The sequence below is a fragment of the Pantoea sp. B550 genome (assembly GCF_024158165.1).
GTDB classification, from domain to species: Bacteria; Pseudomonadota; Gammaproteobacteria; order Enterobacterales; family Enterobacteriaceae; genus Pantoea; species Pantoea alfalfae.
This window is the reverse complement of record NZ_JAMYXI010000003.1, coordinates 1,332,569-1,354,920: the sequence shown is the minus strand read 5'-3', so window position 1 is coordinate 1,354,920 and position 22,352 is coordinate 1,332,569. Positions and strand designations below refer to the sequence as shown.

The following is a 22,352-nucleotide window of genomic DNA, read 5'->3' as shown; positions in this document are numbered from 1 at the left end:
TGTCGGACAGTTGTGTCTGCATCACGTTATTGCCACGTCTTTTTGACGTCACTCCTAAGCACGCCCTGATTCTGGTAACCCATACATTTTAAGGTTTTTATTACCATGAATCAGACGCTACTTTCTGAATTTGGCACGCCTGAACAGCGTGTAGAACGTGCTATCGCCGCCCTGCGTGAGGGACGCGGTGTGATGGTACTCGACGATGAAAATCGTGAAAACGAAGGCGATATGATCTTCGCCGCAGAAACCATGACTGTTGAACAGATGGCGCTGACTATTCGTCACGGCAGCGGCATCGTCTGCCTCTGCCTGACCGAAGCGCGTCGCCAGCAGCTTGACCTGCCCATGATGGTGGAAAACAACACCAGCTCCTTTGGCACCGGCTTCACCGTGACCATTGAAGCGGCTGAAGGCGTCACCACTGGCGTCTCCGCGCAGGATCGCATCACCACCATCCGCGCCGCCATTGCCGACAATGCCAAACCTACCGATCTGCATCGCCCTGGTCATGTCTTTCCGTTGCGTGCCAGCGAAGGCGGCGTATTGACCCGTGGCGGACATACTGAAGCAACTATCGATTTAGTGACGCTGGCCGGCTTTAAGCCCGCTGGTGTGCTGTGTGAACTGACCAACGACGACGGCACTATGGCTCATGCGCCTGAAGCGATTGCGTTTGCCCGTCAGCACAACATGCCGGTAGTCACCATCGAAGATCTGATCGCCTGGCGTCGCGGGCACGAAACGCGCTACGCCAGCTAATCTCTTTGATGCGATAAACAGGCCCCGAGCGGGGCCTGTTTCATTCCTGTCGCACCGTCATGGCGCGGGCTGAACTCTCGCTTTTCCTCACTTCTCCCTGCTGAATTCGTTTTAATCTGATACGTCAAATTTCATTCAAATTTCCTGGTGATCATCATCACGGTTATCCGCGTGATAACCTGGCGAATGCGCGTATCGTAGTGGCTATTAAACAACCGGATCCCGGAGATGACGAATGAGCCAGTTACGCATGCCAGCCCTGTTTTTAGGCCATGGCAACCCGATGAATGCCCTTGAAGAGAACCGCTATACCGCCGCGTGGCGTCACGCTGGCGATACGCTGCCACGTCCACGCGCAATTATTGCGGTTTCGGCGCACTGGTATACGCGTGGCACCGCCGTGACGGCAATGGCACAGCCGAAGACCATTCATGATTTTGGTGGCTTCCCACAGGCGCTGTTTGATACGCGCTATCCGGCACCGGGATCGCCTGAACTGGCTCGGCAGCTGGCAGAGCAGTTAGCGCCCGTCGAGGTGAAGCTGGATCAGGATTGGGGACTGGACCATGGCTCCTGGGGTGTCCTGATTAAGATGTACCCGGATGCCGATATTCCGGTGGTACAGCTCAGTATTGACGGCACCAGACCTGCGGCATGGCACTTTGAGATGGGCCAGAAACTGGCAGCACTGCGCGATCAGGGCGTAATGATTGTCGCCAGCGGCAACGTGGTGCATAACCTGCGTAAAGTGCGCTGGGATGGCAACAGCGAAGTCTATCCGTGGGCCAGCAGTTTTGAGCAGTTTGTCCGCGATAACCTGGCGGTGCAGAGCGATGCCGCTTCTCATCCGCTGGTTAATTTTATGGACCATCCTGGCGCGGCGCTTTCTAACCCAACACCTGAGCACTATCTGCCGCTGCTCTATGTACTGGGCGCACGTCAGCCGGATGAGACAATCAGCATTCCGGTTGATGGCATGGAGATGGGTGCCATCAGCATGTTGTCGGTTCAGGTAGGTTAGGGCGAAGCGGAGAGAAAACAGGCCAGAAGCTGGCCTGTTATTATCGCGGTGCGTTAACCGATAAAGGCGTGCGGATAGAAACGGGAAAGATCCTGAGTGATCAGGTCACGATCTTCACGCAGGCCGATTCCGGCCGGTTGATCGTCGATCAGCCAGCTTCCAATCAGCGTATAACTGTCGCCAAATTTTGGCAGCGGATGGAACTGCTGGACGATCATTCCTTCTTCGCCGTACGGCCCATCAACGCGGGCAATCTCCTGACCATTTTCCACGATCCGGATGTTAGCGCCTTCACGTGAAAACAGTGGCTTCACCACATATTTTTCCATGTGTGGCACGTCATCTTCTGCGAACCAGGCGGGCAGCAGGTTAGGATGATTTGGGAACATCTCCCACAGCAGCGGCAGCAGAGCTTTGTTCGAAATGATGCTTTTCCATGCCGGTTCCAGCCAGCGCACGCCAGCATCGCCCAGCTTGGTAGAGAACATTTCACGCAGCATGAACTCCCACGGATAGAGCTTGAACAGGTTACTAATCACCTGATCATGAGCGTCGGTGAATTCACCTTTTTCGCCCAGGCCAATCTCATCAATATAGAGAAATTCACTCGGCAGACCCGCTTCGGTGGCGCAATCCTGAAGATACTGCACGGTGCCACGATCTTCGTCGGTGTCGCGGCAGCAGGCGAAGTGCAGCCAGTTAAAGCCGTGCTGCTGGTGTAACGCGGCAAAGCGTTCAATCAGCTTTTCCTGCAGGCTATTAAACTGATCGCTGCCGGCGGGGAGTTGACCGGCGTTAAGCTGGTCTTCCAGCCAGAGCCACTGGAAAAATGCCGCTTCATACAGCGAGGTCGGCGTATCGGCATTGTTCTCCAGCAGTTTAACATCATCCTTGCCATCCCAGGCGAGATCCAGACGAGAGTACAGCGATGGCTGACGCTGATGCCATGAATCGCGCACGAAATCCCAGGTATGCTTAGGAATGCGGAATTTAGTCAGCAGCGCTTCGCTGTTGACCACTTTTTCCACCACCTGCAGGCACATCTGATGCAACTCAGCGGTAACATCTTCCAGATGCTCAATTTGCGCCAGCGTGAACTGATAATAAGCATCTTCACACCAGTAGGGCTCGCCATGCATGGTGTGAAAACGAAAACCGAATTCGGTGGCTTTTTCGCGCCAGCCCGGGCGCTCTGAAATGGCAATGCGTTCCATTGGGGCGTTAGCCTCCCATTGAGCGGCTGGAGGTGCCGGTGGCGCTGCTGCGCTGCATGCTGTTCTGCTTCGCGACGGTTTCACCAAAGCCACCACGGGTAATGGTCGACGTGGTCGCCGGTTTTGGTGCCAGCGCCGTTTTCGGCACAGTCATGGTTTTGCCAGAGGTAGCTGCGCCATAGTTACGGCCCGATGCATCAACAAACTGACCATTGGCCGGGCTGCGGGCATTTTTCGGAGAGAACAGCGGTTGCTGCGCAAAGCCCGAACCACCGCCCATCATGCGGCCCATCATGTAACCCGCCATCAGTGGCATCCAGAAGCTGCCGCCGCTCTGCTGTGATTCCGCATTGGTGGTGCCCACGCCTGCCTGAGCCGGTGTCTGCTGACACTGGTTTTCGCCAAATTCAGCGACACAATCTTCACGGGTGGCATATTTTGGCGCGGTGCGTTCCGCCTCTTTTTTGGCCTCATTGAATGCGGTGGTACATTGCGCACTCTGGCCCGGATTGGCTTTCGAACAGTCATCGGCGTTCTGGTACATCGAAACCGTTTCATCGTTCTGTTCACAGCCAGCCAGCATAAATACCGCCGAAACGGCGATAGCAACAGGCGTTAAATGGCGTGCCTGCCAGCTCTTACGAAAAGCGGCATAGCGAATAGATTTTGTGCGTTTCATTATGATTATCCTGTGCCCAAAGGTAGCGCATAGAATAGGGGATGGGGGGGTAAAATTGAAGCTGGAGGCCTGATGCAACAGGGATCTTTACTTAGTTATACGTTCAACAGAGAGGCGGGCCGCAAAGCAGCCCACCTGCTGATTAATTACCGAAAGGATTACCGCTACTGTGGCGAGCCGCAGGACGTGCGGCCTCAGAAGAGCCGGTTGCCACCGGACCGCTATCCACACGTGCGGTCTGCTGGGCATTTTCCGGTGCCACGGTTTCCGGTGACGTCGGGATCTCTTTACCAAGCTGGCTGTTCAGTTTCTGCAGGCTCTGCTCATTGAGCGTACCCAGCGCATAACTGATATTCAGCTGGTTAATCAGGTAGCTATAGCGCGCATCAGAGAGCTGCTGCTTCGCGTTGTAGAGCACGGTAGTTGCATCGAGCACATCGACGATAGTACGTGTACCCACCTGATAGCCTGCTTCTGACGCATCGAGAGAGCTTTGCGCAGAGACCACGGCCTGTTTGTAGGCGTTGATGCTGCTGATAGACGCATTCACGTTGTTAAACGATGAACGTACGGTCTGAACCGCAGAGCGGTGCGCGCTTTCCAGTGATTCACTGGCGCTGACGAAGCTGTACTGCGCCTGTTTCACCTGAGAGGTGACGCTGCCGCCGCTATAGAGTGGCAGTGAGAAGCTCAGGCCAACCTGGTTAGAACCGGTAATGGAGTCAGTTGAACCCTGGCTCTGGTTCGCACGGCTGCCGCCATACTTGCTGTTTGACAGGCCGGTAGAGGCAGTCAGACCAATAGTAGGCATATGACCCGCTTCCATCTGGCGGATCTGCTCACGGGCTAAATCCTGGTTCAGACGCGCAGAGAGCAGCGACAGGTTACGGGCTTCCGCCTGCTTAAGCAGTGCGCTCACGGGTTCCGGCTTATCGGTTCTGAAGCGATCGATGCTCAGCGAAGCAAGCGACATGTAATCCATGCCGGTGATCTGACGCAGCGTTTCTACGTTATTATCAAGGTTGTTACGCGCGGTGACTTCGTTGGCCAGCACGCTGTCATACTGGGCGCGGGCGTTCTGTACGTCAGTGATGGCAACCAGGCCAACGTTAAAGCGCTGAGTGGTCTGATCCAGCTCGCGATAGATCGACTGTTTCTGCGCTTCAGTGTAAGAAAGCGTATCAATCGCTTTCAGCACGTTGAAGTAGGCGGTCGCGGTGTTCAGAATCAGATCCTGCTGTGCGACCTGATAGGTGACATCCTGAATACCGGCAGCTTTTTCCTGCAGGGTCAGCGCGCGCCATTTCGACATGTCGAAAATAGTCTGGGTCAATTGCAGCGTGCCGCTGGTCGTGTTGGAATGGAGACCGCTGCTGTCGCGATAGCCGTTGTTATAGGTGTAGTCTGCACCCAGGCCGAGCTGGGGTAATAATGGGCTGCGCGCTTCGTTGATTTTCTCAAAAGCAGAATCGCGATCGGCAGCGGCGCTGCGCAGATCCGGGTTGCTCAGACGCGCTTGCTGGTAAACCTGAAGCAGGTCTTCGGCCTGGCTGGCGAAGCTGAAACCGCCCAGGCTCAGCCCAATAAAAAATGGGAGCAGTTTTTTCATTTGCATTCCTTTTGTTGCAGCAAATTGCAGTGGGTGCGCTGCCGGGTAAGCCAAAAATTATCGCCGATTCTAGCAGAGGGCAACTGTGAGATAAGTTGGCTGAACGTGCCTTCTCCCTCTAATTTACGTAAATAATTCAGAAAGAACTACTTACATGGAGCACAGTTACAGGCTTTTTTCGCTCCACCCCAATCTGCACAAGGAACCTGATGATGCCGGAAGAAAAAAAATCCCCTGTGACTTTCACAAAAAACGATGTAGAAATTATTGCACGCGAAACCGTCTATGATGGTTTTTTTTCCATCGAACGTTACCGCTTCCGCCATCGCCAGTTTAATGGCGAAATGAGTGGGGAAGTGCAGCGTGAAGTTTTTGAGCGCGGACATGCCGCCGTGCTGCTACCTTATGATCCCTTACGCGATGAAGTGGTGCTGATTGAGCAGATCCGCATCCCGGCTTATGACAGCAGTGCTTCACCCTGGCTGCTGGAGATGGTCGCCGGCATTATTGAACCCGGCGAATCTGTTGAGCAGGTTGCGCGCCGTGAAGCCGTTGAAGAAGCAGGTCTGGACGTTGGCCGGGTTAAGCCTGTGCTTAGCTATCTGGCCAGCCCTGGTGGCACCAGCGAACGTCTGTCGGTGCTGATTGGGGAAGTGGATGCCAGCCAGGCAGAGGGATGCCATGGTCTGGAGGAAGAGAATGAGGATATTCTTGTGCATGTGGTAAGCCGCGAACAGGCTTATCGCTGGGTGGAAGAGGGGATAATCGACAATGCGGCGTCTGTCATCGCCCTGCAATGGCTGGCGTTGCACCATGAAAAACTACGCGAAGAGTGGATACAAAAATGAAACAGCGCTATACCCCTGACTTTCCCGAAATGATGCGGCTCTGCGAAACCAACTTCGCCCAGTTACGCCGCCTGCTGCCGCGCAACGATGAGGCGGGAGAATCGGTGATTTATCAGGTAAATGGCGCCCGTTATCAGCTGACGATTCAGGAGTCGACGCGCTACACCACGCTGGTGGAGATCCGCCAGGTCGCGCCTGCTGTGAGTTACTGGAGCCTGCCCTCAATGTCGGTTCGGCTCTATCACGATGCGATGGTCGCCGAAGTGTGTTCAACTCAACAGATCTATCGCTTCAAAGCGCGCTATGATTATCCTAATAAAAAATTGCATCAGCGCGATGAAAAGCATCAGATAAACCAGTTTCTTGCAGACTGGCTGCGCTACTGCCTGGCGCATGGCGCGATGGCAGTTCCGGTCTGCTGATGCGTATAATGCAGTAAATGGCGTGGAGACGAAGGAAACGCTTTGGATAGCCTGCTAACTCTTCCTGCAGCGAACGGTTCCGAAATCAGGATTTTGCAAATCACGGATACCCACCTCTTCGCGGGAAAACATGAATCGCTGCTTGGCGTGAACACCTGGTCGAGTTATGACGCGGTGCTGGATGCGATTATTGCGCAACAGCGCGACTATGACCTGATCATCGCTACCGGCGATCTCGCCCAGGATCACTCTGTCGAAGCCTATCAGCATTTTGCTGAGGGCATCTCACGTTTACCGCGACCCTGTGTCTGGCTGCCCGGTAATCACGACTTTCAGCCCGCGATGGTTGACACGCTGGCGGCAGCGCACATTAATGCCCATAAACAGGTGCTGGTGGGTGAGCAGTGGCAGATTGTGTTGCTCGATAGCCAGGTCTACGGTGTCCCGCATGGGATGCTGAGCGACTATCAGCTGGAGTGGCTCGACAACGCGCTGTCCCGCTTTCCGCAACGCCATACGCTGGTCCTGCTGCATCACCATCCGCTGGCCTCGGGCTGTACCTGGCTCGATCAGCACAGCCTGCGCAATTCCCATCAGCTCGATGCGGTATTACAGCGCTACCCGTTAGCCCGGACGCTGGTCTGTGGTCATATTCATCAGGAGCTGGATCTGGAGTGGCATGGCCGCCGCGTGCTGGCGACGCCGTCAACCTGCGTCCAGTTCAAACCGCACTGTACCAGCTTTACGATTGACACCGTGGCGCCTGGCTGGCGCTGGTTTACCCTGCATCCGGATGGCGGCCTTGAGACCGAGGTCAACCGGCTTGACACCGACGCTTTTCGTCCCGATTTAGACTCAGAAGGATATTAACGCGTGGCGGCATTGCTTTATCTGCACGGTTTTAACAGCTCGCCGCAGTCGGCGAAGGCAACGCAGTTCCGGCAATGGTTAGAGGCGCAGCACCCCGGCATCGAGATGATCGTGCCTCAGTTGCCGACTTTTCCGGCCGATGCCGCGGCCATGCTGGAAGATCTGGTGCTGAGCCGCAGTGGCGAAACGCTGGGGCTGGTGGGCTCTTCGCTGGGCGGTTATTACGCCACCTGGCTGTCGCAATGCTTTATGCTGCCCGCCGTAGTCGTCAATCCTGCGGTGCGACCTTTTGAGCTGCTGGCGGATTTCCTGGGCGAAAATCAGAATCCCTACACCGGCCAGCAATATGTGTTAGAGTCACGCCACATTTACGATCTCAAAGTAATGCAGATTGAACCGCTGGAAGCGCCCGATTTACTCTGGCTGCTGCAACAGACCGGCGATGAAGTTCTCGATTACCGCCAGGCGCTCGATTATTACAGCGCGTGCCGTCATACGGTAGAAGAGGGCGGAAATCATGCATTTACTGGATTCGAGCGCCATTTCCCGCAGATTCTGGACTTTCTCGGTCTGAATCATCCCTGAGTAATGCGGAAATCGCACCCCATTTCACCCTTCTAATCAGACATTTACGATGAGTCAATCTAACTATAACGCGGATGCCATTGAGGTCCTGACTGGCCTTGAGCCTGTTCGCCGTCGTCCGGGCATGTATACCGATACGACGCGGCCCAACCATTTGGGTCAGGAAGTGATTGATAACAGCGTCGATGAGGCGCTGGGCGGCCATGCGAAGCGGGTTGAAGTGATTCTGCACGCTGACCAGTCGCTGGAAGTGATTGATGATGGCCGCGGCATGCCGGTGGATATCCATCCGGAAGAGGGCGTGCCAGCCGTCGAGCTGATTCTGTGTCGTCTGCATGCGGGCGGCAAGTTCTCCAACAAAAACTATCAGTTTTCGGGCGGCCTGCACGGCGTCGGTATCTCGGTAGTTAACGCCCTGTCAAAACGGGTCGAAGTCACGGTGCGCCGTAATGGCGAAATCTATGACATGGCGTTTGAAAATGGCGACAAAGTGCAGGATCTCACCGTCACCGGCACGGTGGCTAAACGTAACACCGGCACGCGCGTCCATTTCTGGCCCGATGAAAGCTTCTTCGACAGCCCGCGTTTCTCGGTATCGCGTCTTTCCCATCTGCTGAAAGCCAAAGCGGTGCTCTGCCCTGGCGTTGAGATTGTCTTCAAAGACAAGCTGAACAATACCGAACAGCGCTGGTGCTACGAAGATGGCCTGACCGACTACCTGTGTGAAGCGGTGAATGGCTTACCGACGCTGCCGGAAAAACCTTTTGTCGGCAGCTTTGCCGGTGATGTGGAAGCGGTGGACTGGGCGCTGTTGTGGCTGCCGGAAGGCGGTGAGCTGTTAACGGAAAGCTACGTTAACCTGATCCCGACCATGCAGGGCGGAACGCACGTCAACGGCCTGCGTCAGGGGCTGCTGGATGCCATGCGCGAGTTCTGCGAATACCGCAACATCCTGCCGCGTGGCGTGAAGCTCTCAGCGGAAGATATCTGGGATCGCTGTGCCTATGTGCTGTCGGTCAAGATGCAGGATCCGCAGTTCGCCGGGCAGACCAAAGAGCGTCTCTCCTCACGTCAGTGTGCTGCCTTTGTCTCTGGCGTTGTAAAAGATGCCTTCAGCCTGTGGCTGAACCAGAATATTCAGACGGCGGAAATGCTGGCTGAGCTGGCGATCTCCAGCGCCCAGCGTCGTATGCGGGCAGCCAAAAAAGTGGTGCGTAAAAAGCTCACCAGCGGACCGGCTCTGCCGGGCAAACTGGCGGACTGCACCGCGCAGGACCTGAATAAAACAGAACTGTTCCTGGTCGAGGGGGACTCGGCAGGTGGATCGGCCAAGCAGGCGCGCGATCGTGAATATCAGGCGATCATGCCGCTGAAAGGCAAGATCCTGAACACCTGGGAAGTCTCTTCCGATGAGGTGCTGGCGTCGCAGGAAGTGCATGATATTTCCGTGGCGATCGGCATTGATCCTGACAGCGAAGATCTTTCGCAGCTGCGTTACGGCAAGATCTGTATTCTGGCGGATGCGGACTCCGATGGTCTGCACATTGCTACACTGCTCTGTGCGCTGTTCGTGAAGCATTTCCGCTCACTGGTCAGAAATGGTCACGTCTACGTCGCCATGCCGCCGCTCTACCGTATCGATCTCGGTAAAGAGGTTTACTACGCGCTGGACGAAGATGAGAAAGAGGGCGTGCTGGAGCAGCTGAAACGCAAGAAGGGCAAACCGAACGTTCAGCGCTTTAAAGGGCTGGGTGAGATGAACCCGTTACAGCTGCGCGAAACGACGCTGGATCCGAATACCCGTCGGCTGGTTCAGCTGACGATCAGTGAAGAGGATGTTGACCAGACGCTGCGCATGATGGATATGCTGCTCGCGAAAAAACGTTCCGAAGACCGGCGTAACTGGTTGCAGGAAAAAGGCGATATGGCCGATATTGAAGTGTAGAAAACAGGACGCGAAAGCGTCCTGTTTGCTTTGTACTTCAGCCTGTACATCCTCAGAGAATCCGGCAGATTCAGAGCAGAGACAGTAACCCTTGTGAAAATTACCCTGGAAGAGCTACGCGCCTGGGTGGCGGTGGTGGACAGCGGTTCCATTACTGCGGCGGCATCCCAGCTGGCGCAGACCAGTTCCGGCATCAGCCGGGCGCTATCGCGGCTGGAGAGTAAGCTGCAGACCACGCTGTTGCATCGGACTACCCGACGGCTGGCGCTGACCGAAGAGGGGCAGGTTTTTCTGGAGCATGCGCGCCAGATCCTGGCCTCGGTTGAGCAGGCGGAAGAGCAGATTGCACTGCGGCGTGAGATACCGTCAGGACGGCTGCGGGTGAATGCCGCCACGCCCTTTATGCTGCATGTAATTGTGCCGCTGGTTGAAGATTTTCGCGCCCGTTATCCGCTGATCCAACTCGAACTGAATACCGACGACATCATGATCGATCTGCTGGAGCAGCAGACCGACATTGCCATTCGCATTGGCGAACTGCGTGACTCCACGCTGCGCGCCCGGCTGCTTGGCAGTAGTGCAATCCGGCTGATGGCCAGTCCGGCCTATCTGGCAAAAGCGGGCACGCCGCAGAGCGTTGCCGATCTCGCGCACCATCAGACCATCGGCTTCAGCTATCCTGACACCCTCAACGTCTGGCCGATCTGGCAGCCCGATGGTGATTTTATGCGTGTCAAGCCGACGCTCTCGGCTTCGAGCGGTGAAACCATCCGGCAGCTGGCGCTGGCAGGACAGGGTATCGCACGGCTCTCCGACTTTGTCAGCCGGGAAGATTGCGCCGCTGGCCGGCTGGTGCCGGTTCTTCCCGCGGAAACCCGCGATCTGCGGTTGCCGGTGCATGCGGTTTATTACCGTAACACCACGCTCTCTTCGCGTATCGGCTGCTTTCTCGATTTTCTCCGCACCGAGATTGATCGGCGTCAGATGCTCTGAACCGGCCTGTCAGAAACAAAAAACCTCTGTCACAGGACAGAGGTTTGAGGAGGGTGACAAAGTCTGGCCGGATTTGCTTTCAGAACGTGCCTGCACAAGGAACACGGTCAGATCGGAAAGACGCAACTACCGCCATCCATGGCACGCTCGGCCCGCGCGATTACGCACCTCATCCCTGAGGTGCGCCCTGACCGGACCAACGCTTTGCGTTGTTCAAAAACGCTCCCGGCGTTTTTATCCGGGCGGCGGGACGCTTTCCTCTTCTGACCGTGTTCCCTGCGCTTTGAGCTAATTTATTGCTGCCAGAGGCACCCTGCTGAGACTTCATCACCAGCCTTAACCCCCGCTACACAACCGGCGTTAAGGTTTCAGCAATCATCAGGCACTCGGTTCCAGCACCAGAATCTTCACATCCACCACATCATCTTTAATGATGGCGCGATGCGCATCCATATGCGGCATCTGCTGATGCTGCTCCAGATGGCGCAGCGTTTCCCACTGCTCCAGCATGAAAATAGAGTCTGGCGAGTTTTGCTTCCATGGCACCTGCGCCTGATGATCCAGCAGCGCGTCATACTGATGGCAGCCATCTTCTTCTAAGACCTGCGGGATCAGCTTTTTCACTGCATCCAGCACAGCCTGACGGCGACCGGGTTTAACACAAATTTCAGCAACGACTGTTAACATTCGCGAATTCCTCTTTCGTGGGAAAATAGGGGATAGCCCCCAACCATCTTACGCAAAAACGCGGCTAAGATGGGTCCGATAAGCGGCAATATCGCGTGGCACGTCCGGCGCTTTAATCACGTCGTTGCAGATAAAGGTCGGCAGCGCTTCCATTCCCAGGAACTGGTTGGCCTTGTGGAAGTGTAGATAGAGACCATCGACGCCGACGCCTTCAAAGAACTGTTCAGGGTCGGTAAAGGCCTGGAGCGGCGCATTCCAGGTCAGCGACAGCATATATTTTTTGCCCTGCAGCAGACCGCCGGAACCATATTTTTTTGCTGCATCGGAACGGGTACGACCATCGCTGGCGTAGAGCGAACCGTGGCCTTCAGTAAAGACTTCATCGATGTAACGCTTCACTGTCCAGGGTTCGCCCATCCACCAGCCCGGCATCTGATAAATCACCACATCGCTGTCGACATATTTCTGCACCTCATCGGCGATCACGTAATCGCTGTCAGCCACGGTGACTGACACTTCATGTCCCATGTCACGCAGCTGGCTGGCCGCAACATCGGTCAGGGTGTGGTTCAGTTCGCCTTTAGAGTGGGCAAAAGTTTTGCCGCCATCGATAATTAAAATCTTGCTCATGAATAGGTTGCCTCGTTTCCTGAATATGGTGCTCAGCTTACGTGCGCCGCAGCCGCAGAAAAATGCGTGGTTGATCACAACACTTTTGCTGCAGCAGCAACAATACGCCGGTTTATGGCACCATCGGTGGGCAAACTCACCATAAAAATCATAGAAAAAATCAGAATGAAAAAATTAATCCTCGCTTTGTTGCTGGCCAGCGGTGCTGTCCATGCGCAATCTCATCTCGACACCGTTCTCCGTTCTAAGACGCTCAAAGTCTGCACCACGGGCGATTACAAACCCTATAGCTATCTGCGACCCGATGGTCAGTATGAAGGGCTGGATATCAGCATGGCGAACGCGCTGGCTACCTCGCTCGGCGCAAAAGTAGAGTGGGTACAGACCAGCTGGAAAAACCTGATGCCAGACTTCCTGGCAAAGCAGTGTGACATCGCCGTCGGCGGCGTCTCCGTCACGCTGAAACGCCAGCAGACGGCCTGGTTCGCGCAGCCGCTGGACGTGGATGGCAAAATCCCGCTGGTGCGCTGCAGCGATAAAGAGCGCTTCCAGACCCTCGAACAGCTCAACCGGCCTGACGTACGGCTGATTGAACCGGCAGGTGGTACTAACGAAGCCTTTGTACACAGCCATCTGCCAGAGGCTTCGCTGACGCTGTTTCACGATAACGTCACCATCTTCCAGCAGTTGGTCGATAACAAAGCGGATGTGATGATCACCGATGCCTCAGAAGCGCGTTTTCAGCAGCAGCATTACCCGACGCTCTGCGCGATCAATCCCGACACACCGCTGCAGTATGGCGAGAAGGCTTACATGATCCCGCGTGACGACATCAGCTGGAAACTCTATGTCGATCAGTGGGTGCATCTCAGCATCGCCACGGGTGAATATCGTGATATTGCCCGTCAGTGGATAGGGTCAAAGCCCTGATTCACTTCAGCAGAGAGGTCAGGCACTTGCCGGTCTGAATCCGGCGTGCTTCCGGCACATGAAATTGCGCGGCGGGACGCCTATTGTCCCGCGCTTCCCCTGTGACTAACACCAGGGAATAAGGTACTATCCTCGCCAAACCACCGCCGGGTGTCCCGCCGTTGTGGGCCACGATGTGAGGATGAGAAATTAATGAGTGAACTGACTCAGGATGGTGCAGAGCGTCTCGCCCTGCACACATTCACCGAGAATGCGTACTTAAACTATTCGATGTACGTCATCATGGACCGCGCACTGCCTTACATTGGCGACGGATTAAAGCCGGTTCAGCGACGTATCATCTACGCCATGTCCGAGCTGGGGCTTAGCGCCAGCGCAAAATTCAAAAAATCGGCACGTACCGTGGGTGACGTGCTGGGTAAATACCATCCGCACGGCGACAGCGCCTGCTATGAAGCGATGGTGTTGATGGCGCAGCCGTTCTCCTACCGTTATCCGCTGGTTGACGGTCAGGGCAACTGGGGGGCGCCGGATGATCCCAAGTCGTTCGCGGCGATGCGTTACACCGAATCCCGTCTGTCAAAATATGCCGAGCTGCTGCTGGGCGAGCTGGGTCAGGGCACGGTCGACTATCAGCCGAACTTTGATGGCACGCTGCAGGAGCCGAAGATGTTACCGGCGCGCCTGCCCAATATTCTGCTGAACGGCACCACCGGTATCGCCGTAGGCATGGCGACCGATATTCCGCCACACAACCTGCGCGAAGTGGCTCAGGCGGCGATCGCACTGATCGACGCGCCGAAAACCACGCTGGAACAGCTGCTGGATATTGTCCAGGGACCTGATTATCCGACCGAGGCGGAGATCATTACGCCGCGTGACGAAATCCGCAAAATTTATCAGACCGGGCGTGGTTCCATCCGCCAGCGTGCGGTATGGAAGAAAGAAGAGGGCGAGGTGGTCATCACCGCGTTGCCGCATCAGGTGTCAGGCGCGCGCGTGCTGGAGCAAATTGCTAACCAGATGCGCAATAAAAAGCTGCCGATGGTGGAGGATCTGCGTGATGAATCGGATCACGAGAACCCGACCCGCCTGGTGATCGTTCCGCGCTCCAACCGCGTCGATCTCGATCAGGTGATGAACCATCTGTTCGCCACCACCGATCTGGAGAAGAGTTACCGCGTTAACCTCAATATGATAGGCCTGGATAACCGCCCGGCGGTGAAAAATCTGCATGAAATCCTGACCGAATGGCTGGTGTTCCGCCGCGATACGGTCAAACGCCGTCTGAACTACCGGCTGGATCGCGTGCTGCGCCGCCTGCATATTCTGGAAGGTTTGCTGGTCGCATTCCTGAACATTGATGAAGTGATCGAGATCATCCGTACTGAGGATGAGCCGAAGCCGGTCCTGATGTCGCGTTTTGGCATCAGTGAAACGCAGGCCGAATCCATCCTCGAACTGAAGTTGCGCCACCTGGCAAAACTGGAAGAGATGAAGATCCGTGGCGAGCAGGCGGATCTGGAAAAAGAGCGCGATCAGCTGCAGGCGACGCTGGCGTCTGAACGCAAGATGAATACCCTGCTGAAAAAAGAGTTACAGGCTGACAGCGCCAGCTACGGCGACGATCGTCGTTCGCCGCTGTGTGAGCGTGAAGAAGCCAAAGCTCTGAGCGAAACCGAGCTGGTGCCGTCTGAACCGGTCACCATTGTGCTGTCGCAAATGGGCTGGGTGCGCAGCGCCAAAGGCCACGATATCGATCCAGCCGGACTGAGCTATAAAGCGGGCGACAGCTATCTGGCTGCCGCACGCGGCAAGAGCAATCAGCCGGTGGCCTTTATCGACTCCACGGGCCGCAGCTATACGCTGGATCCGACATCGCTGCCTTCCGCGCGCGGACAGGGCGAGCCGCTGACCGGCAAGCTGACGCCACCGCCGGGTGCGGTGGTTGAACAGGTGCTGATGGAGCCGGATGACCAGCGTCTGCTGATGGCCTCTGATGCGGGCTACGGTTTCATCTGTACCTTCAGCGACCTGGTGTCGCGCAACCGTGCCGGTAAAGCGCTGCTGACGCTGCCGGACAATGCCCGCGTAATGACGCCAATGGCGGTCCATCATGAAGATGACATGCTGCTGGCGATTACCCAGGCGGGACGGATGCTGATGTTCCCGGTTGGCGAACTGCCGCAGATGTCGAAAGGCAAGGGCAACAAAATCATCTCTATTCCGTCAGCAGAAGCCGCCGCGGGTCAGGACAAACTGGCCTGGCTGATGATCCTGCCGCCGGGCAGTGCGATCACACTGCACGTGGGCAAACGTAAAATGCTGCTGCGCAGTGAAGAGCTACAGAAATTCCGTGCCGATCGCGGACGTCGCGGCACGCTGTTACCGCGCGGTCTGCAAAAAATTGATCGTGTTGAACTGGATGCACCTGCGCGTCCGGCGAGCCCGGATAGCGAAGCGTAAACTACCCGGCTGATCCTGCGTCAGCCGTGGCTCAATGAGGGAACTATGTTACTGATTCTGCGTGCCATTATCGTCGTCATTTATTCGATCCTAATCTGTATCTTTGGCTGTATCTGGTGTCTTTTTTCACCACGCGATCCGCGCCACGTCGCCACTTTTGGCCGTCTGTTCGGCAAATTATCGACGGTGTTTGGTCTTAAAGTCGATCTGCGCAAACCGGAAGGCGCAGAGAATTATGGTAATGCGATTTATATCGCCAACCATCAGAACAACTACGACATGGTCACCGCGGCTAAAATGGTGCAGCCCTATACGGTAACCGTGGGCAAGAAGAGCCTGCTGTGGGTGCCGTTTTTTGGCCTGCTCTACTGGCTGACCGGCAACCTGCTGATTGACCGCGATGACCGGGCGAAAGCGCGCGGCACCATCGGTGAGCTGGTGGATCAGTTTAACCGCAAGCGCATCTCCATCTGGATGTTTCCTGAGGGAACGCGCAGCCGTGGCCGTGGCCTGCTGCCGTTTAAAACTGGTGCCTTCCACGCTGCCGTGGCGGCGGGCGTGCCGATCATTCCGATTGTGGTCTCCAATACCCATGGCAAGATCGATCTCAACCGCTGGAACAACGGGCTGGTTATTGTTGAGATGCTGCCGCCGGTTGATGTAAAAGCATTCGAGTCTTCGTCGGTGCGTAAGCTGGCTACCCACTGTCGCGAACTGATGGCGGCGAAGCTGGAAGAACTCAACGCCGAAGTCGCAGAACGCGAAAAAAACGGAAAAATCTGACCGGCGAGTCATTCGCCGAACTATCCTGCATGGATGCCGCGCGGCGGGTCTTATCCGGCTCGCCGTGAACGCAGCACAGCAAAAACAGATCAATAAAAACAGGGTCGGCGCTTAGCGCCACGCGTAAAGGGTCAGAAGTTTTATGTCTTTCAGCAGACGTCAGTTCATCCAGCTTTCTGCCGGAGCGGCGCTTAGCGCCAGTTTACTCCCTCATGCGGCACATGCCGCCTCTTCAGCCAATGGCGATACACCGCTTCCGGTTCCGCCGTTGCTGGAATCCCGTCGCGGCCAGCCGCTGTTCCTGACGATGCAGCGCAGCCACTGGTCATTTAATGGCGACAATAACAAAGTGCCGGTGTGGGGTATCAATGGCCTCTATCTTGGCCCGACCGTCCGGGTTTACAGCGGTGACGACGTAAAGCTGATCTACAGCAACCGGCTGAATGAGTCCGTCTCCATGACCGTCAGCGGTTTACAGCTGCCGGGTGCATTAATGGGTGGCGCGCCACGTATGATGTCGGCCGGTGTCGACTGGTCGCCGGTACTGCCGATTCGTCAGGCGGCCTCAACCTGCTGGTATCACGCCAATACCCCAAACCGCATGGCGCCGCATATCTATAACGGTCTGGCGGGTATGTGGCTGGTGGAAGATGACATCGGTAAACAGCTGCCGCTGCCGAAGCATTACGGCGTCGATGACTTCCCCATCATCATTCAGGACAAGCGGCTCGATAACTTTGCCACGCCGGTCTATGACCCGCCGCAGGATGGTGGTTTCCTGGGTGATACGCTGCTGGTGAATGGGGTACGCAATCCGTATGTTGAGGTGTCACGCGGCTGGGTACGCCTGCGTCTGCTGAACGCCTCGAATGCGCGACGCTATGAGATGGTGCTCAGCGATAATCGTCCGTTTATGGTGATTGCCAGCGATCAGGGCTATCTGCCTGCGCCGGTTGCGGTGCAGCGTCTGTCACTGGCGCCGGGCGAACGTCGCGAAGTGCTGGTGGATATGTCGCAGGGCGATGAAGTGTCGATTACGGCGGGAACGGCGGCAGGCATTATGGATCGGCTGCGCGGTTTCTTTGAGCCATCTTCTATTCTGACCTCCACCCTGATCCTGACGCTGCGCCCAACCGGCTTACTGCCGCTGGTGACGGATAATCTCCCGATGCGGCTGCTGGCCGACCAGATTCTGGATGGGGTGGCGGTGCGCACCCGCGAATTCCGCATCGGTGACAGCATGCCGGGCATCAACGGCGCGCTCTGGGATATGAACCGCATTGACACCACTGCGCAGCAGGGCACCTTTGAGCGCTGGATCCTGCACGCCGATCGGCCACAGTCGCTGCATATTCAGGGCGTTATGTTCCTGATTAAAAGTGTGAATGGCGCACAGCCGATGGGCGAAGATCGTGGCTGGAAAGATACGGTGTGGGTCGATGGCAGCGTGGAACTGATGGTCAGCTTCCCGCAAAGTTCGTCAGATCACTTCCCGTTTGTCTACCACAGTCAGACCCTGGAACTGGCCGATCGCGGTACGGCGGGTCAGCTGGTGGTGCAGCCCACTGCATAACAGCGCGGTCAGGCAGGAAGAACCCGCCTGACCGCATTAAGCCCCCTCTGCCCGTCAACGGCAGGGCAGAGCGGTTAAGTTCACCTTCACGTCAGTTAAAAGTGTCCGGATCCGGCCCCAGACGATTACCGCTGTCCAGTTTCGCAATATCACTCACTTCATGCTTATCCAGACGGAAGTCGAATACCTTAAAGTTCTCTTCGATACGTGCTGGCGTCACCGACTTCGGAATCACCACCAGACCGCTATCCAGATGCCAGCGGATCACGATCTGCGCCGGGGTCTTACCATATTTCTTCGCCAGCGACTTGATGATCTCCTGATCAAAAACGCCTTTGCCGCCCTGTGCCAGCGGACTCCAGGATTCGGTCTGGATCTGGTGCAGCGCGTTCCACGCATGCAGCGTACGCTGCTGTAGCATCGGGTGCAGCTCAATCTGGTTCACGACCGGCGTCACACCGGTTTCATCCAGCAGACGCTTCAGGTGCGCTTCATGGAAGTTACAGACGCCGATGCTTTTGGTCAGCCCCTGCTGCTGCAATTCGATCATCTTCTTCCAGGCATCAACGTAGTGGTCTTTTTCCGGGCACGGCCAGTGCATCAGATAGAGATCGACCTGCTCCAGTTTGAGTTTCTCCAGGCTGGTTTCCATCGCCTGCTGAACATTCTGCTGATCGTCGTTCCACAGTTTGGTGGTCACGAAAATCTCTTCGCGCGGCACATCGGTTTCCTGCAGAGCCTGGCCAATCGCCTCTTCATTCTTATAGGCGGCGGCGGTATCGATTGAGCGATAGCCGACCTCAAGCGCTTTCAGCACCGCATGACGCGCATCTTCGATGCTGGCCTGCCAGACACCGAGTCCGAGTTGCGGCATCATATTGCCATCGCGCAGTTTGATAATGGGTTGGTCTGCCATAGTTGCTCCTTTCCGTTGCGGTTAACCCGTGAGAATTCACTGTGCTTAAGTCTAGCCAACAATTTTCAGCCTGCTCAGCGTCAGCAACAACAGCAGGTCTGTTCTTCTGCCCGATCCGGTAAATTTCTTGCCTGATTCTCCAGGCTGCTGGCGGTTCAGGCATTCGCGCGGCACACTGGCTTTTTGTCCGAAAAGGAGTCGCTATGGCGCACGATGCACTCTGTCACCGGCTGGCACAGCAGGTAGTCACCTTAATGACTCATGGTCGCGACCGTCTTTGCCCGGTCGAAAATGTGTCACTGATTTATGCTAATCAATATCGTCCCCGTACGCCGATGATGTATCAGCCCGGCATTGTTATCCTGTTTCAGGGCAGCAAAACCGGCTATCTCGGCAGCACCGTGTTTCAGTATGACGCCAGCAAATACCTGATGCTGACCGTGCCGCTGCCGGTGGAGTGCGAAACCTGGGCCTCGCCGGAAATACCGATTGCCGGGCTGTGTCTCAGGGTTGATACCGCCAGCCTGCAGGATCTGCTGATTGAAATCGGCGACGACGATCAGTTTCAGCCGCAGCCGCAGACTTCGGGTATCCACTCAGCGTGGCTGACGGAACCGATGCTGTGCGCCGCGGAGCGGCTGCTGGATGTGATGACCCAGCCGCGCGATGCGCGCGTTCTGGGGCCGCACATCGTGCGTGAAATTATTTACTATGTGCTGACCGGTCCGATCGGCGGCGCGCTGCTTTCGCTGGTGAGCCGACAGACGCAGTTCAGCCTGATCGCGCGTGCCCTGCGACGGATTGAGAATCACTATGCGGAAAACCTCAGCGTTGATGCGCTGGCAGCAGAAGTGAACATGAGCGTCTCAGCCTTTCACCATAACTTCAAAGCGGTGACGCAGACCTCGCCGTTGCAGTATCTCAAGCGCTATCGCCTGCATCAGGCGCGACTGCTGATGCTGCACGATGGACTAAAGGCGAGTGCGGCGGCGGTGCGGGTGGGCTATGAAAGCCCTTCACAATTTTCGCGGGAGTTTAAACGCTATTTCGGCGTGACGCCGGGGGAAGAGGTGAGTCGTGTCAGGCAGACGGTAGCGGATCCGTCCGCCTGAGTGGCGGCGGATCCGAAAGCCAGATGCGCGTCAGGCGCGTTTCTGGCGACGCTTTTTCCAGATCACCACAATGCTGCCGGACAGGCCGAGCACCAGCAACACCATCGGCAGTATCATCAGGATCGCCATCACCTGATCTTCATGACGCTTGATAAACGGCACCTGACTGATGCCATAGCCAAAGGCAACGACAATGCCGACCCACAGCACGCCGCTGAGCCAGTTAAACAGCTGAAAGCGGCCATTCTGTAAGCCTGCAATGCCCGCCATAGTCGGCAGGATCGTGCGGATAAAGGCGAGAAAACGGCCGACCAGCAGCGCCATCAGCCCGTGACGATTAAACATATTCCAGGCGCGCTGGTGATACTGTGCCGGCAGATGCATCAGCCAGCTCTTCACCAGCCGGGTATTCCCCAGCCAGCGGCCCTGCAGATAGCTCAGCCAGCAGCCCAGGCTGGCAGCGGTCGTGAGAATCACCATCGTCGGCACAAAATCCATCACCCCTTTGGCCACCATCGCCCCGGCCAGCAGCAGCAGGCTGTCGCCTGGCAGGAAAGAGGCGGGCAACAGACCATTTTCCAGAAACAGCGTCAGGAACATTACGCCGTATACCACCCACACTACATCCGGATTTGCCAGTGCGGCAAAATCCTGATGCCAGAGCGCCTGGACAATCTCGTGTAAAACACCCATTAGCGATTCCATCACGTCACAAGGAACAATCCGTCTGCGTTCAGACAGCGCAGTGATTTCACTGATAACCTGAACGATGCGGGATAAATTTTAACAACAAATGAGCCGGTGCCCGGCAAACTCTGCGGGCCACCGCTACGTGGTTTATCTTCTGTTTACTTTCTGTTTATCTGACTTAGCGCGTCAGGCGTGAAAAACCGGCCTCCAGGTCAGCCAGCAGATCATCAACGTGCTCCAGACCAATATGCAGCCGCACCAGCGTGCCGGTGAAATCCACACCGCCCGCCGGACGAATCTCTGCCAGCTCTTCCGGCTGATTCGCCAGGATCAGCGATTCATAACCGCCCCAGGAGTAAGCCATGCTGAAATGATGGAAGTGATCGAGATATTCCGCCAGTTGGGGCGCGCTTAATTTTTCCTGCAGGATGAACGAGAAGAGGCCGCTGCTACCGTTAAAATCGCGCTGCCAGAACGCATGACCTTTGCTTTGCGCCAGTGCCGGGTGATTCACTCGTGCCACTTCCGGGCGCGCCGCCAGCCACTCTGCCACCTGAATCGCACTCTCTTCATGCTGACGCAGACGGGTACCCAGCGTACGCAGACCGCGACTCGCCATGTAGGCGGTATCGGCATCCACCATCTGGCCCATCAGGTAAGAGTTCTCACGCAACTGGTCGATACAGCGCGCATTGGCGACCGCCGTGCCGATCATCGCATCGCTGTGACCAATCAGATATTTGGTGCCAGCCTGAATCGAAATGTCGATACCGTGCGCCAGCGCGTTAAACAGAATACCGGCCGCCCAGGTGTTGTCGATCATGATGATCGCCTCGGGCGCTTTAGCGCGTACCGCTGCCACAATCGCCGGAATATCCTGCACTTCCATCGTTATCGAAGCAGGCGATTCCAGGAAGACAACACGGGTGTTGGGCTGCACCCGCTCACCGATTTCACTGCCGATGCAGTGATCGAACCAGCCGGTGGAAACCTGCAGCTTAGCGAGAATTTTTGTACAGAAGTCCTGTGTCGGTTCATAGACCGCGCCGCTCATCAGTACGTGGTCGCCCGCCTCGACAAATGCCAGAATCGCGTTCGCGACGGCCGCTGCGCCGCAGGGATAGAGCACACAGCCTGCGCCGCCTTCCAGCTCGGTCATCGCATCCTGCAGTGCAAAGTGCGTCAGGGTGCCGCGACGGCCATAAAAAAGTTCGCCTTTTGCCCGACCTGCGGTGGCGCGTTTTTTCTCCGCAACCGTATCAAAAACCAGCGAAGAGGCGCGCTGAATGACGCTGTTCACCGAGCCCTGGGTATAACGCTTGCTGCGTCCCGCACTGACGAGCGTGGTATCAATTTTTCTGGTGGTCATGAGTCGCCTTTACCGCTTCAGACTAAGCCCTCACGTTATCACGAAACGGCCAGCAGGGTTGAGACTCAATGGTGATTATCAGAGTGCGTCGCAGGAAAAAAACCGGCTCGCGAGCGGGCCGGAGATTGATGACTAAGTGTGGCCCGGTTAGCTGTGAGACCGAGCCAGTGCAGGAAACCCGGTCAGACCGGAAAGGCGCTTACGCCAATCCCTGGCTCGCTCGGCCCGTTGCCGGGCCAACGCGTTGC

The 22,352-nt window shown here is 56.4% G+C and carries 21 protein-coding genes; 13 read left to right on the top strand and 8 right to left on the bottom strand.

Features of this window, described 5'->3' with window-relative positions:
• The first annotated feature begins 105 nt into the window (after nucleotides 1-105).
• Nucleotides 106-762, top strand: a complete 657-nt coding sequence (gene ribB, locus NIM72_RS09355) for a 3,4-dihydroxy-2-butanone-4-phosphate synthase (protein ID WP_222924974.1) — start codon at nucleotides 106-108, stop codon at nucleotides 760-762.
• A 235-nt stretch (nucleotides 763-997) separates the two neighbouring features.
• On the top strand, nucleotides 998-1,783 hold the full coding sequence (gene ygiD, locus NIM72_RS09350) for a 4,5-DOPA dioxygenase extradiol (RefSeq protein WP_253420067.1): 786 nt from the start codon (nucleotides 998-1,000) through the stop codon (nucleotides 1,781-1,783).
• A 53-nt stretch (nucleotides 1,784-1,836) separates the two neighbouring features.
• Here the strand turns inward: ygiD and NIM72_RS09345 are convergent, their stop codons facing one another.
• The 3 genes from NIM72_RS09345 to tolC all read right to left on the bottom strand — a co-directional run bounded on the left by NIM72_RS09345 (nucleotide 1,837) and on the right by tolC (nucleotide 5,285).
• A complete protein-coding gene (locus tag NIM72_RS09345) occupies nucleotides 1,837-2,997 on the bottom strand; it encodes a glutathionylspermidine synthase family protein (protein WP_161734981.1) in 1,161 nt (386 codons plus the stop codon).
• 7 nt (nucleotides 2,998-3,004) lie between these two features.
• Nucleotides 3,005-3,676: a DUF1190 family protein gene (locus NIM72_RS09340; protein ID WP_033733914.1), complete on the bottom strand. Its 672-nt coding sequence runs from the start codon at nucleotides 3,674-3,676 to the stop codon at nucleotides 3,005-3,007.
• A gap of 142 nt (nucleotides 3,677-3,818) precedes the next feature.
• Entirely contained in the window at nucleotides 3,819-5,285 is a 1,467-nt protein-coding gene (gene tolC, locus NIM72_RS09335; RefSeq protein ID WP_222924976.1) for an outer membrane channel protein TolC, read from the bottom strand.
• 212 nt (nucleotides 5,286-5,497) lie between these two features.
• Between tolC and nudF the strand changes: the two genes are divergently transcribed.
• From nudF to NIM72_RS09305, 6 genes are all read left to right on the top strand, one after another.
• Nucleotides 5,498-6,133, top strand: coding sequence for an ADP-ribose diphosphatase (gene nudF / locus NIM72_RS09330; protein ID WP_161735044.1), 636 nt, complete (start codon nucleotides 5,498-5,500; stop codon nucleotides 6,131-6,133).
• Entirely contained in the window at nucleotides 6,130-6,555 is a 426-nt protein-coding gene (locus NIM72_RS09325; protein WP_061063379.1) for a DUF1249 family protein, read from the top strand. The genes nudF and NIM72_RS09325 overlap by 4 nt, the downstream gene beginning before the upstream one ends.
• Before the next feature lie 42 nt (nucleotides 6,556-6,597).
• On the top strand, nucleotides 6,598-7,425 hold the full coding sequence (cpdA, locus tag NIM72_RS09320) for a 3',5'-cyclic-AMP phosphodiesterase (RefSeq protein WP_013359054.1): 828 nt from the start codon (nucleotides 6,598-6,600) through the stop codon (nucleotides 7,423-7,425).
• Nucleotides 7,426-7,428: 3 nt separating this feature from the next.
• The gene (gene yqiA / locus NIM72_RS09315; RefSeq protein WP_033733910.1) at nucleotides 7,429-8,010 is read left to right on the top strand and encodes an esterase YqiA; all 582 of its coding nucleotides are present in this window, start codon (nucleotides 7,429-7,431) and stop codon (nucleotides 8,008-8,010) included.
• A 49-nt stretch (nucleotides 8,011-8,059) separates the two neighbouring features.
• Nucleotides 8,060-9,955 carry a DNA topoisomerase IV subunit B gene (gene parE / locus NIM72_RS09310; protein WP_033733909.1) on the top strand — a complete coding sequence of 632 codons (1,896 nt, stop codon included), beginning with the start codon at nucleotides 8,060-8,062 and terminating at the stop codon, nucleotides 9,953-9,955.
• Nucleotides 9,956-10,048: 93 nt separating this feature from the next.
• Nucleotides 10,049-10,948 (top strand): LysR substrate-binding domain-containing protein, encoded by a 900-nt coding sequence (locus NIM72_RS09305; protein ID WP_161734990.1) that lies wholly within the window; start codon nucleotides 10,049-10,051, stop codon nucleotides 10,946-10,948.
• A gap of 378 nt (nucleotides 10,949-11,326) precedes the next feature.
• Here NIM72_RS09305 and NIM72_RS09300 read toward each other — a convergent pair whose 3' ends face one another.
• Together NIM72_RS09300 and NIM72_RS09295 are read right to left on the bottom strand one after the other, a co-directional pair.
• A complete protein-coding gene (locus tag NIM72_RS09300) occupies nucleotides 11,327-11,635 on the bottom strand; it encodes a putative quinol monooxygenase (RefSeq protein WP_013359050.1) in 309 nt (102 codons plus the stop codon).
• Nucleotides 11,636-11,683: 48 nt separating this feature from the next.
• Nucleotides 11,684-12,265, bottom strand: coding sequence for an NAD(P)H-dependent oxidoreductase (locus NIM72_RS09295; protein WP_150014764.1), 582 nt, complete (start codon nucleotides 12,263-12,265; stop codon nucleotides 11,684-11,686).
• A 114-nt stretch (nucleotides 12,266-12,379) separates the two neighbouring features.
• On the opposite strand from NIM72_RS09295, the gene NIM72_RS09290 reads away from it, so the two are divergent.
• The 4 genes from NIM72_RS09290 to ftsP all read left to right on the top strand — a co-directional run bounded on the left by NIM72_RS09290 (nucleotide 12,380) and on the right by ftsP (nucleotide 18,017).
• Nucleotides 12,380-13,195 carry a transporter substrate-binding domain-containing protein gene (locus NIM72_RS09290; protein ID WP_253422070.1) on the top strand — a complete coding sequence of 272 codons (816 nt, stop codon included), beginning with the start codon at nucleotides 12,380-12,382 and terminating at the stop codon, nucleotides 13,193-13,195.
• A 192-nt stretch (nucleotides 13,196-13,387) separates the two neighbouring features.
• Nucleotides 13,388-15,661: a DNA topoisomerase IV subunit A gene (gene parC, locus NIM72_RS09285; RefSeq protein ID WP_161734993.1), complete on the top strand. Its 2,274-nt coding sequence runs from the start codon at nucleotides 13,388-13,390 to the stop codon at nucleotides 15,659-15,661.
• Nucleotides 15,662-15,706: 45 nt separating this feature from the next.
• Entirely contained in the window at nucleotides 15,707-16,444 is a 738-nt protein-coding gene (locus NIM72_RS09280) for a 1-acylglycerol-3-phosphate O-acyltransferase (protein WP_161734996.1), read from the top strand.
• Nucleotides 16,445-16,586: 142 nt separating this feature from the next.
• Entirely contained in the window at nucleotides 16,587-18,017 is a 1,431-nt protein-coding gene (gene ftsP / locus NIM72_RS09275; protein ID WP_033733900.1) for a cell division protein FtsP, read from the top strand.
• Between the two features lie 91 nt (nucleotides 18,018-18,108).
• Here ftsP and dkgA read toward each other — a convergent pair whose 3' ends face one another.
• Nucleotides 18,109-18,933 (bottom strand): 2,5-didehydrogluconate reductase DkgA, encoded by an 825-nt coding sequence (dkgA, locus tag NIM72_RS09270; RefSeq protein WP_161735003.1) that lies wholly within the window; start codon nucleotides 18,931-18,933, stop codon nucleotides 18,109-18,111.
• A gap of 203 nt (nucleotides 18,934-19,136) precedes the next feature.
• On the opposite strand from dkgA, the gene NIM72_RS09265 reads away from it, so the two are divergent.
• Nucleotides 19,137-20,045: an AraC family transcriptional regulator gene (locus tag NIM72_RS09265; RefSeq protein WP_013359043.1), complete on the top strand. Its 909-nt coding sequence runs from the start codon at nucleotides 19,137-19,139 to the stop codon at nucleotides 20,043-20,045.
• 30 nt (nucleotides 20,046-20,075) lie between these two features.
• Here the strand turns inward: NIM72_RS09265 and NIM72_RS09260 are convergent, their stop codons facing one another.
• Together NIM72_RS09260 and metC are read right to left on the bottom strand one after the other, a co-directional pair.
• A complete protein-coding gene (locus tag NIM72_RS09260) occupies nucleotides 20,076-20,738 on the bottom strand; it encodes a DedA family protein (RefSeq protein WP_033733897.1) in 663 nt (220 codons plus the stop codon).
• 175 nt (nucleotides 20,739-20,913) lie between these two features.
• Nucleotides 20,914-22,104 (bottom strand): cystathionine beta-lyase, encoded by a 1,191-nt coding sequence (gene metC / locus NIM72_RS09255; RefSeq protein ID WP_161735006.1) that lies wholly within the window; start codon nucleotides 22,102-22,104, stop codon nucleotides 20,914-20,916.
• Nucleotides 22,105-22,352 lie beyond the last annotated feature (248 nt).

Bases quoted from the DNA above. Each gene is read 5' to 3' on its own strand.
- metC (WP_161735006.1), bottom strand. From the start codon at position 22,104: ATGACCACCAGAAAAATTGATACCACGCTCGTCAGTGCGGGACGCAGC.
- NIM72_RS09340 (WP_033733914.1), bottom strand. From the start codon at position 3,676: ATGAAACGCACAAAATCTATTCGCTATGCCGCTTTTCGTAAGAGCTGG.
- NIM72_RS09325 (WP_061063379.1), top strand. From the start codon at position 6,130: ATGAAACAGCGCTATACCCCTGACTTTCCCGAAATGATGCGGCTCTGC.
- NIM72_RS09295 (WP_150014764.1), bottom strand. From the start codon at position 12,265: ATGAGCAAGATTTTAATTATCGATGGCGGCAAAACTTTTGCCCACTCT.
- ribB (WP_222924974.1), top strand. From the start codon at position 106: ATGAATCAGACGCTACTTTCTGAATTTGGCACGCCTGAACAGCGTGTA.
- ygiD (WP_253420067.1), top strand. From the start codon at position 998: ATGAGCCAGTTACGCATGCCAGCCCTGTTTTTAGGCCATGGCAACCCG.
- NIM72_RS09290 (WP_253422070.1), top strand. From the start codon at position 12,380: ATGGCACCATCGGTGGGCAAACTCACCATAAAAATCATAGAAAAAATC.
- NIM72_RS09300 (WP_013359050.1), bottom strand. From the start codon at position 11,635: ATGTTAACAGTCGTTGCTGAAATTTGTGTTAAACCCGGTCGCCGTCAG.
- parE (WP_033733909.1), top strand. From the start codon at position 8,060: ATGAGTCAATCTAACTATAACGCGGATGCCATTGAGGTCCTGACTGGC.
- tolC (WP_222924976.1), bottom strand. From the start codon at position 5,285: ATGAAAAAACTGCTCCCATTTTTTATTGGGCTGAGCCTGGGCGGTTTC.
- NIM72_RS09260 (WP_033733897.1), bottom strand. From the start codon at position 20,738: ATGGGTGTTTTACACGAGATTGTCCAGGCGCTCTGGCATCAGGATTTT.
- ftsP (WP_033733900.1), top strand. From the start codon at position 16,587: ATGTCTTTCAGCAGACGTCAGTTCATCCAGCTTTCTGCCGGAGCGGCG.
- NIM72_RS09265 (WP_013359043.1), top strand. From the start codon at position 19,137: ATGGCGCACGATGCACTCTGTCACCGGCTGGCACAGCAGGTAGTCACC.
- parC (WP_161734993.1), top strand. From the start codon at position 13,388: ATGAGTGAACTGACTCAGGATGGTGCAGAGCGTCTCGCCCTGCACACA.
- NIM72_RS09280 (WP_161734996.1), top strand. From the start codon at position 15,707: ATGTTACTGATTCTGCGTGCCATTATCGTCGTCATTTATTCGATCCTA.
- nudF (WP_161735044.1), top strand. From the start codon at position 5,498: ATGCCGGAAGAAAAAAAATCCCCTGTGACTTTCACAAAAAACGATGTA.
- dkgA (WP_161735003.1), bottom strand. From the start codon at position 18,933: ATGGCAGACCAACCCATTATCAAACTGCGCGATGGCAATATGATGCCG.
- NIM72_RS09345 (WP_161734981.1), bottom strand. From the start codon at position 2,997: ATGGAACGCATTGCCATTTCAGAGCGCCCGGGCTGGCGCGAAAAAGCC.